This is a genomic window from Streptomyces javensis (genome assembly GCF_039525925.1).
GTDB classification, from domain to species: Bacteria; Actinomycetota; Actinomycetes; order Streptomycetales; family Streptomycetaceae; genus Streptomyces; species Streptomyces asiaticus.
Window position 1 is genome coordinate 63,035 of sequence record NZ_BAAAIF010000053.1, and the last position, 9,413, is coordinate 72,447.

Here is a 9,413-nt window from a genome sequence, read left to right on the forward strand (position 1 = left end):
GAGGTGTTCAGCCGAGCTTGGGTCGGGATGCCGCGGTGGCCCGCAGAACGTCGGTCGTCATGACCTTGTCCACGGTCGGCGGCTTGGATGTGAACTGCTTGAGCTGTGCGTACTGGCTGATCTGCCGCTGCCAGAGGTCCCTGCTCATGGCGCCCCAGCCGTCCTTGGCGGTGGCTTCGGTGAAGATGAGCTTCATCAGCACCTCGCTGGCCTTGAACTGGGGTTCCTTCTTCAGGCCTGGATACTTCTTCACCAGCAGATCAACGGCCTCGTCGAGATGCCCATGGGCGTATTCATAACCACGGGCGGTCGCCTCCACGAATCCCTGGAGCATTTTCGGACGCTTCTCTATCGTGGTGTCGGTGGCGAAGTAGACATTGCCGTAGAGATGCACGCCCGAGTCCCACGCCCGTAGCGTCTCGTATTCGTCCAGGATGGAGAACGCCTCGAGGTTGGTGATCCAGCCCGCCATGGCATCGACCTTTCCGCGCTTGAGCGGAGTGAAGTCGGACCCGACCACCTGGACCTTGACCTTGGATTTGTCGATGTTGTTCGCGGCCAGCACCGCGTACAGAACCGCGTCGCCGCCCGCCTGTATGCCGACGGTCTTGCCGATGAAGTCCTCCGGCTTTCTGACCGGATTGCCGGGCAGGGAGATGTAGGCCAGCGGATGCTGCTGCACGCCCACGGCGAACGCGCGCACCGGCTGCCCCTGGGAGCGCGCCATCATGACGGCGGGGCTGGACGCGTTCTGGCCGAAGGCCGCGGCGCCGCCGGAGACCAGCGTCACACCGTTCACATTGGGGCCGCCGGGCTGGAAGGTGAGTTTGACCCCGGCCTCCTTGTACCAGCCCTTCGCTTCGGCGACGACCTCGCCGAGCACGCCGTTGTCACCCGTCCAGGCGATCTGGTACTTCGCGGTGCCGCCCGCTCCGTCGGGCCCACCGCCGCAGGCCGTGACCAAACCGCCCACGGCGAGACCGCCGCCGGCGGCGAGGAATCTCCGCCGGGAAACCTTGTCGCTCATGACTACCTCAATTCCGGAGGCGGAAACAACGAAACGGAACTGCTGCTTCCGATGGCTTCCTTCACTACATCAGCATTTCTTCAAGTCGGCAATGGTGGAACGTTGTTGAATAGGATTGTTTACGGCGGCGAAACTCACCAGCCGAGATAGACGGATTTCGACCAGGTGAAGAACTCCACGGCGGTCGGCCCCTGTTCGCGGAAGGTATTGGTGGAGGAGTCCTTGACCCCGCCGAACGGGACGTTCAAATCGAGTCCGGTGGTGGGACGGTTGACCTTGACGACCCCTGCCTGCACCCCCGCCACGAAATGCTGGGCGGCCGCCAGATCCCGGGTGCAGATACTCGCCGCGAGGCCGTACGCCGAATCGTTGACCAGACTGATCGCCTCGTCCAGGCCCTCGGCCGCGAGCACCGCCACCACCGGGCCGAAGATCTCGTCCCGGGCCGAGGAATGGCCGGGGCCGACCCCGGCGAGCACCGTCGGCGCCAGGAACAGCCCGTCCGGGGCCTCTCCGCCCGCCACGACGGTGGCGCCCTCGGCCCGTGCCCGCTCCACCGCCGCCACATCCGTCTCCAGCTGGGCGGCGCTGACCACGGGGCCCATCGCCGTCCCCGCCGCGAGCCCGTCGCCCGGCCGGTAGCGGGCGGCCTGTTCGGCCAGCGCCTCGACGAACGCGTCATGCACCCCGGGGGTGCAGATGATCCGCGAAGAGGCCGTGCACGCCTGCCCGGTGAGGCCGAAGCCCCCCGCGGCCGCCAGCTCCGCGGCCTGCCGCACATCGGCGTCGTCCAGCACCACCACGGCGTTCTTTCCGCCCATCTCCAACTGGACCCGGCCGTGACGGCGCTCGACCGTCTCCCGGATCCGGTTGCCCACCCCGGTGGAGCCGGTGAAGGAGACCGCCGCCACCCGAGGGTCGGCGACCAGCGCCTCGCCCACCACCGACCCCCTGCCGTGCACCACGTTCAGCACCCCGGGCGGCAGCCCCGCCTCGGCCAGGGCCGTCATGAGATGGCGCACCGACACCGGGGTCAGCTCGGCGGGCTTGATGACCACGCTGTTCCCGCTCACCAGGGCGGGCGCCATCTTCCAGGCGGGGATGGCGATGGGGAAGTTCCACGGGGTGATCAGCCCGGCCACCCCCATCGGTTCCAGCCGGGTGTGCACCGCCGTATCGGGTGTGGCGCTGGGGAAGGTCTGCCCGCCGAGCCGCCAGCCCGCGGCACCGAAGTAACGCAGCACGTCGATGGCGCGCCGCACCTCGCCGCGCGCCTCGGCCAGGGTCTTGCCCTCCTCCCGGGTCAGGTCACGGGCCACCGCCTCGTGCCGGCCGCGCAGGATCTCGGCCGCGTCCATCAGGATGGCGCCCCGCGCCGGGGCGGGCAGCGCGGCCCAGCCGGGCTGCGCCCCCTCGGCGGCCGTGACGGCCTCGGCCACCGCGGCCGCGTCGGAGGCGGGGGTCACCGCCACGAGGTCGGCGGGATCCGCGGGGTTGCGGCGCTCGACCGTGGGTTCCCCCACCGCGGAACCGGCGAGGTGGTTGGCTATCCGCAGGGTGGTGGACTGGGTCATCGGTGTGCCTCTCGGTTCATCGCGCCGCGGATCACAGACTGCGTACCAGGCCGCCGTCGCAGCGCACGGCGGTGCCGGTCAGATACGAGGCGGGCGCCCCGCACAGGAAGGCGGCCACGGCGCCGAACTCCTCGGTGGTGCCGTACCGGCCGGCCGGGATCGTGGCCCGTGAGGCGGCCGCCACCGCTTCGGCGGTGCGCCCCTCCCGCTCGGCCGTGGCCGCGTCCAGCCGGGCGACCCGGTCGGTGGCGATGCGGCCCGGCAGCAGCAGGTTGACGGTCACCCCGTCCGCGGCGGTCTCCGCGGCCAGCGTCTTGAGGTACCCGGCCAGCGCCGCCCGGCCCGCGTTGGACAGGGCGAGGCCCGCCAGCGGCGCGGTGACACCGCTGGAACCGATCGCCAGGATCCTGCCCCAGCCACGTTCGCGCATCGCGGGCAGCGCGGCGGCCACCAGGCGCGCCTGCGCGATCAGCAGACTCTCCGCCGCCCCGGCCAGCTCGGTGGCACCGACGTCCGCCGCCCGGCCGGGTGCGGGGCCGGGACCGTTGAGGACGAGGATGTCCACGTGCCCGTACGCCGCGTACGCCGCGTCCATGAGGACGCGCGGGCCGTCCGGCGCGGTGAGGTCCACCTCGACACCGATCGCCTCGGGCAGCCCGGCGGCCACCTCCTCGGCGACTTCCCCGCGCCTGCCGGAGACCACCACCCGTGCCCCCTCGGCGGCCAGCGCCTCCGCCACCGCGCGGCCGAGCCCTCCGGTGGACGCGGCGACCACGGCCGTACGTCCCGTCAACCCCAGGTCCATCAGCGGGCCCCTTGCGGTACGCGCTCCGCCCGGGGCAGCGCGGTGAGATGGCGGAGGAGCTGAGGGACGAGGCTCTCGGGGAGCGCACGGGCGGGCGGCCGGACCCCGGCCTCCATGATCAGACCGCGCTGCCGGAGCGCCTCCTTGCGCAGCGCGAGGCCGATCCCCGCCTGCGCCTCGAAGTTGACCAGCGGCAGATACGGCAGATACGCCTCGCGTGCCGCTTCGTACCCACCGGACCGGTGGGTCTCGACGCAGGCGATCAGCCCTTCGGGTGCGGAGAAACCGGTCATCGCCCCGGCGGCCCCCGCGGCCAGTTCGTCCAGCAGACCCAGTCCGCCGAGCCCGCCGAAGACGGGGATGTCGGTCTGTTCCGCCAGGAGGCCGATGACGGCGGGCGTCGGTGGCGCCTCCGCCTTCACCGCGACCGCCGACGGCACCCGGCGCACGACGGTGGTCAGGTCCCCGGGGCGGATGGCGACCCCGCTGGCCGCCGGGTAGTCCTGGATGACGAGCCCGAGCCCGGTGGCCTCGTGCACGGCGTTGAAATGGGCCGTGACCGTCTCCGGGCGCGCGGAGTTGACCTGCGTCATCAGCCCGGCGACCCGGTCGCCCGCCACCTCGCGGATCAGCTCGGCCTCCTCGACGACCGGCGCGGTGGACAGACCGGTGGCCCCGACCACCAGCGGCAGCTCGACGCTGTCGCGGACGACCTCGAGCACCGCCCGGCGCTCGGGGCGGGAGAGCTGCGCGGCCTCGCCGAAGACACCGAGCACGGTCAGCCCGGTGACACCGAGCTCCGCGTAGTGCTCGACCAGCCGGGCCAGGGCCGATTCATCGATGTCGAGGGTGGAACCGGCGAAGGGCGTCGCCACGACGCCCCAGACGCCCGGCGGCAGTGGCGGCGGTGGGATGGACATGGGCTGTCTCCTCGCTGGTCGTGCTGGTCGTGCTGGTCGTGCTGTTCGTGCTGTTCCGGTGGCCGTGGCATTCGATCGGGGCGGGGTTCAGCGGCCGGGCCAGACGGGCGGACGCTTCTCCTGGAAGGCGCGTACGCCCTCCGCGGCGTCCTCGCTGTCCACCGCCTCCATCAGCGCGGGCAGCCGTAGCGCGTGCGCCTGACGGGCGGTGAGCCCGGCCCCGGCGCGCGCCATCTGCTTGATCGCGCGCAGGGACATCGGCGAGCAGGCCAACACCTCGGTGAGCCAGCGGTCCACCGCCTCATCGAGCCGCTCCCCGGGCACGACCTCGTTCACCAGGCCCATCCGGTACATCTCCGCGGCCGGGACCTTGCGGCCGGTGAGCAGCAGTCCCATGGCCTGGGTGTGCGGAACCCGCTCCATGAGCCGGAACACCCCTCCGTCGAGGGGGATCCGCCCGACCCTGGGCTCGGTGAGGCCGAACCGCGCGTGGTCGGCGGCGATCACGATGTCGCAGCCCAGCACCATCTCCATGCCACCACCGAGGGCATAGCCGTTGACCTTCGCGATGACCGGGACATCCAGGGTCTCGCGCAGGCTCAGGGCCCCGAAGCCATCGGGGTCCAGCCCGGCCCAGTACTCCAGACCGCTCTTGGCCGTCGCGCCCGCCGACATGTCGGCCCCGGTGGAGAACGCCCGCTCGCCCGCCCCGGTGACGACGACGGCGCGGATGGAGCGGTCGGCCTCGAGCTCGGCCCAGATCTCCCTGAGCCGCTCGGTGGTGGCCCGGTCCACGGCGTTGAGGACCCGGGGGCGGTCGATGACGACACGCGCCACCTGCCCGTCGTACTCCCGTACGCAGCGCACCTCGTCGCGCACCGCCTCGTCGCCGCTCATCGCAGCACCCCCGCCTCGCGCAGTGCACGCAGCCGGGCCGCGTCGTAACCGGCCTCGCCCAGCACCTCGTCACCGTGTTCCCCGAGCCCCGGAGGCACCCTCCGAATCTCGGCCGGGGTGGCGGACAGATGCACCGGATTGCCCAGGACCCGCACCGAGCCCTCGGCGGGGTGCTCCATCTCGACGATCATGCCGTTGACGATGGTCTGTTCATCGCGGAGCGCCTCCTCCATGGTGCGCACGGGCGCGCACAGCAGGTCCTGTGCCTCCAGCCGCTTCATCCAGTGGGCGGTGGTCCCGGTGGCGAACCGCTCGGCGAACAGCCGCCGCAGCTCGGGGCGGTGCCGCTGCTGTCCCTCCGGGGTGGTGTACTCCGGGCGGAGCGAAAGGTCCTCGCCGATCTCCAGGGCGGCGCAGATGTCCCGGAGCGGGTTCTGTTTGAACGCCCCGACCATGACCACGGCGCCATCGGTCGTCCGATACGCCCCGGTGAGCGGCATGGCGGCCCAGTTGATCTCCGTGTCCCGGTTCATCCGGGTGGCCGCCTCCTGCATCTGCATATGGAGGATGGAGTCGTACATGGCGATCTCCACCTTCTGCCCCTCCCCGGTGCGTTCCCGGTGGAGCAGCGCCAGAAGGATGCCCTGCACCATGTGCATGCCCGTGGTGTAGTCGCACAGGCTGGTCGGATAGATGCTGACCGGAGTGTCGTCGGAGGCCCTGCGCCACATGACGCCGGTGTACGCCTGCGTCAGGATGTCCTGGCCCCCCTTGTGGGCGTACGGGCCCTTCTCCCCGAATCCGGTCGCGGAGGCCCAGATGACACCGGGGTTGACGGCACGCAGCGCCTCGTAGCCGAAGCCGATCCGGTCCATGACGCCGGCCCGGAAGTTGGAGGTCACCACGTCGGCGCGGGAGACGAGGTCGAGCACCGCCTGTTTGCCCTCCTCGGTTCGGGTGTCCAGGCTGACGCTGCGCTTGTTGCGGTTGATGCTCCAGAAGACGGGGTTGTCGAGACCCGCCTCGTCGGGGAAGGAGGTGCGGGACAGATCGCCGGTGCCGGGGCGCTCGATCTTGATCACGTCCGCGCCGAAGTCGCCGAGCATCTGGGTGCAGGAGGGGCCCGCGTACACCTGGGTGAAGTCGACGACGACCACGCCGTCGAGGGGGAGCCGTCGTGTGTTCATGCGGCCGCCTCGCTGTTCGTCTCGTCGATCGTGGCGTTCTCCGAGGGGACGTCGCCCGGGTCGGCGCCCTGTTCGCGCATCAGCTTCCGGATGTCCCGCGCCGGTACGTCGCGGACGAGGATGGAGCGGTCGGCCGCGATGCTCGCGGCGATCCCCGTGGCCTGGCCCATCGCCATGCAGGGCGGGATCTCCCGGGACATCCGCTGGGCGTCCGGCGTGGCGGAGTAGTGGCGTCCGGCGACGAGGAGCTGGTCGACGGTCCGCGGAACGAACGACCGGTACGGGTAGTAGTAGTCACGGCCGCGGGCGACCGTGTCGGGAAAGTGGCGGCGCGAGACGATGTCGTCCTTGGTGACGACGTACTCCCCGTCGAGCAGCCGGGTCTGCCGGACGCCCATCTGCTCGGCGACGTCGAGCAGATAGCAGTTCTCGAAGCCGGGGAGGTACTGCCTGGCGTACTCCACCACGGCCCCCATCCGCGCCCTGGCGTCGAACTCCGCCGCGGTCAGGGAGGTCGGATCGGCGCCGTCGTAACCGGTCAGATGCGGGCAGTTGCACCACACGACGCCCGGAACCGGGGTCTTGAGCCACCACAGGTCCCAGGCGCCCCCGAGCATGCGCTTGATCTTGCGGTTGACGGCCCGGAACTCACGGGGGTTCTCCGTCTCGAAGCGCTGCGCCGCGTCGGTGTCCACACCTCCGAGGCGGGAGACGAGAGTGACGATGTAGCGGCCCTCGGTGAACGGGGCTCCGGCGCGCGAGGCCACGTCGATGTCCCCGCTGGTGTCGATGACGACATCACCGAGGACGGCCTGTGGGCCCGCCTTGGTCTCGCACACCACGCCCTTGATCGCGCCGTCCTGGACCACCGGCCGGGAGAACCAGCTGTGCAGCCGCAGGTGGACGCCGCTCTCGCGCACCAGGTCGTTGGAGACCCGCTTCCAGCCGTCCGGGTCGAAGGCGACGGCGTAGCAGATGGGCTTGGGACTGGCATGGGAGTGGAAGTCGAACGCGCCCCAGCGGCTCCACTTGGCCCATGCCTCGGGCGAGGAGACCCGTTCCTCGGGGGGCGGATAGACGGCCAGGTCCATGGCGGCCATGCGCTCGACGTACTCGTCCACCACACCGGTCACGGTGATCTCATCGGCGTTGCACATGTCGTCGAGCACCAGGACCATACCGCCGGAGGCGAGGCCGCCGAGGGCGGCGTAGCGCTCCAGGAGCGTCACCTCGGCACCGGCCCGCGCGGCGGCGACCGCGGCGCTGACACCCGCCGGGCCTCCGCCCACGACGACGACGTCACTGCGGCGCACGATCGGTGCGTCGATGGCCTCCAGAGTCACGGACCCGTTGAGGTCGGCCACGTTGTCTCCTTTCGAATACGGCGTCGCGTCACCGGACGTCCGTGGATCGGGCATGTCCGTCCGGGAGCCCGGCTACGGGCGCGCCGTGGAGGCCGCCGTGCCGTGCCAACGGGCGATGAGCCACGGTGGGAAACGGTGATGGGGGGAGGGGAGGACGGCGCGCGGCGCCCGGAGGGAACACCGGACACGCGGCCGTACAGCGAGATGGGTCGGGGAACGCCCTTGCCCTCAATGCCGGGCGGGCGGCGGTGGAAAGCCGGGAGAAGGCGGAGGGAAGGCCGGGGAAGGCGGGGGCAACACGAGTGGCGCGGGCGGACACTGCCCTGACGCGTACCGGATCGGAGGGCGGGGTGAGCGGCCCGACGGCCTGGCTCTACCAGGTGGGCGGGGTGATCACCCAGATCGCGGTCGACGGCTCATCGCCGACCGCGACGTACCAGTGCGGAATGCTCGACGAGTAGGTGATGGAGTCACCCGCCTCGAGCCGGTGCCGGACACCGTCGAGGAAGACGTCCTTCACCCCGGACAGAACGATGCCGAACTCCTCGCCGTTGTGCCGGAAGGGAGTGCCGCTGGTGTCATGGCCGGGCTCCGTCTCCACCCAGACCACCTCGAGCGCCCCTTTCAGGGACGGGGTGAGGAGCTGGTAACGGGCACCGTCGAGCTTTTCATTTCCATGCCATTCCAGAGTGCGGCGCTCTTTTGCGCGCACCACAGGACTGGCAGGGGTTTCACCATGGAAAAGCCGACCGATCGGCACATCGAGCCCATGGGCCAATTGGATCAGACTCGCGAAGGAGGGATTTCCCTTTCCTCGCTCCAGCAGACTGATGAGGCCCGTGCTCACATTCGACCGGCTGCTCAGCTCCTCCAGGGTGAGTCCGAGATGCTTGCGGAGGGATCGGATCTGTTCGCCCAACGAGGCGATGGACGCATCGGCGTCGGGACGGTTGTCCTTGTCGCCCGCGTTACTGCTGCTCATGCGTCGCTCCTCGTCCGGCCATCATGGAACGGTGACTTCACCATAATGAAGTTCTTCAACATGTCAAGGGGTGGCGTCCCGGTCGCCGGCACCGGGCTCCGACGCGCGGTCCGCGCTTGACGAGCCGTCAGTTTTTAACCGACAGGCAACGCAAAAGAAACTCGCGGAATATTGCCATGGCCATTTACGGACTCGTACTTTCGGCTTACGGTCTTGCCGCAGCCGTTTATCCCTGTCCCAGTCCGCGACCCAGTGCGTCGCGGTTTCATGAGGGAAGTTCACAATGGCCAATATCGTGCGCGCTGCCCTGGTCCAGACGAAGTGGACGGGCGACAGCGAATCAATGATCGAACTCCATGAGAAGTACGCCCGCAGCGCCGCGGAACAGGGCGCCAAGGTGATCGGCTTCCAGGAGGTGTTCAACGCGCCGTACTTCTGCCAGGTGCAGGAGGCGGAACACTACCGGTGGGCCGAGGCGGTGCCGGACGGGCCGACCGTGCGGCGGATGCGGGAACTGGCCCGGGAGACCGGGATGGTGATCGTGGTGCCGGTGTACGAGGTCGAGCAGTCGGGCTTCTACTACAACACCGCCGCCGTGATCGACGCGGACGGCAGCTATCTGGGCAAGTACCGCAAGCACCACATCCCGCAGGTCAA

General features: G+C 70.1%; 9 protein-coding genes. 1 reads left to right on the forward strand and 8 read right to left on the reverse strand.

The window, feature by feature from the left end:
* Positions 1–7: 7 nt before the first annotated feature.
* The 8 genes from ABD329_RS34375 to ABD329_RS34410 form a co-directional block, all read right to left on the reverse strand.
* The gene (locus ABD329_RS34375) at positions 8–1,027 is read right to left on the reverse strand and encodes an ABC transporter substrate-binding protein (RefSeq protein ID WP_198275472.1); all 1,020 of its coding nucleotides are present in this window, start codon (positions 1,025–1,027) and stop codon (positions 8–10) included.
* A 134-nt stretch (positions 1,028–1,161) separates the two neighbouring features.
* Positions 1,162–2,601 (reverse strand): aldehyde dehydrogenase family protein, encoded by a 1,440-nt coding sequence (locus tag ABD329_RS34380; protein ID WP_198275473.1) that lies wholly within the window; start codon positions 2,599–2,601, stop codon positions 1,162–1,164.
* A gap of 31 nt (positions 2,602–2,632) precedes the next feature.
* Positions 2,633–3,406 (reverse strand): SDR family oxidoreductase, encoded by a 774-nt coding sequence (locus tag ABD329_RS34385; RefSeq protein WP_198275474.1) that lies wholly within the window; start codon positions 3,404–3,406, stop codon positions 2,633–2,635.
* On the reverse strand, positions 3,406–4,326 hold the full coding sequence (locus tag ABD329_RS34390) for a dihydrodipicolinate synthase family protein (RefSeq protein WP_198275475.1): 921 nt from the start codon (positions 4,324–4,326) through the stop codon (positions 3,406–3,408). Before ABD329_RS34390 ends, ABD329_RS34385 begins: the two co-directional genes overlap by 1 nt.
* Before the next feature lie 87 nt (positions 4,327–4,413).
* A complete protein-coding gene (locus tag ABD329_RS34395) occupies positions 4,414–5,223 on the reverse strand; it encodes an enoyl-CoA hydratase-related protein (protein WP_214664561.1) in 810 nt (269 codons plus the stop codon).
* The gene (locus tag ABD329_RS34400) at positions 5,220–6,410 is read right to left on the reverse strand and encodes a CaiB/BaiF CoA transferase family protein (protein ID WP_198275476.1); all 1,191 of its coding nucleotides are present in this window, start codon (positions 6,408–6,410) and stop codon (positions 5,220–5,222) included. Before ABD329_RS34400 ends, ABD329_RS34395 begins: the two co-directional genes overlap by 4 nt.
* Positions 6,407–7,774, reverse strand: a complete 1,368-nt coding sequence (locus ABD329_RS34405) for an FAD-dependent oxidoreductase (RefSeq protein WP_309142619.1) — start codon at positions 7,772–7,774, stop codon at positions 6,407–6,409. The genes ABD329_RS34400 and ABD329_RS34405 overlap by 4 nt, the downstream gene beginning before the upstream one ends.
* Positions 7,775–8,147: 373 nt before the next feature.
* Positions 8,148–8,756 carry a helix-turn-helix domain-containing protein gene (locus tag ABD329_RS34410; RefSeq protein ID WP_086879946.1) on the reverse strand — a complete coding sequence of 203 codons (609 nt, stop codon included), beginning with the start codon at positions 8,754–8,756 and terminating at the stop codon, positions 8,148–8,150.
* A 283-nt stretch (positions 8,757–9,039) separates the two neighbouring features.
* Between ABD329_RS34410 and ABD329_RS34415 the strand changes: the two genes are divergently transcribed.
* Positions 9,040–9,413 (forward strand): nitrilase-related carbon-nitrogen hydrolase (locus ABD329_RS34415; protein WP_344317389.1); only part of this gene is annotated, 374 nt, incomplete at its 3' end.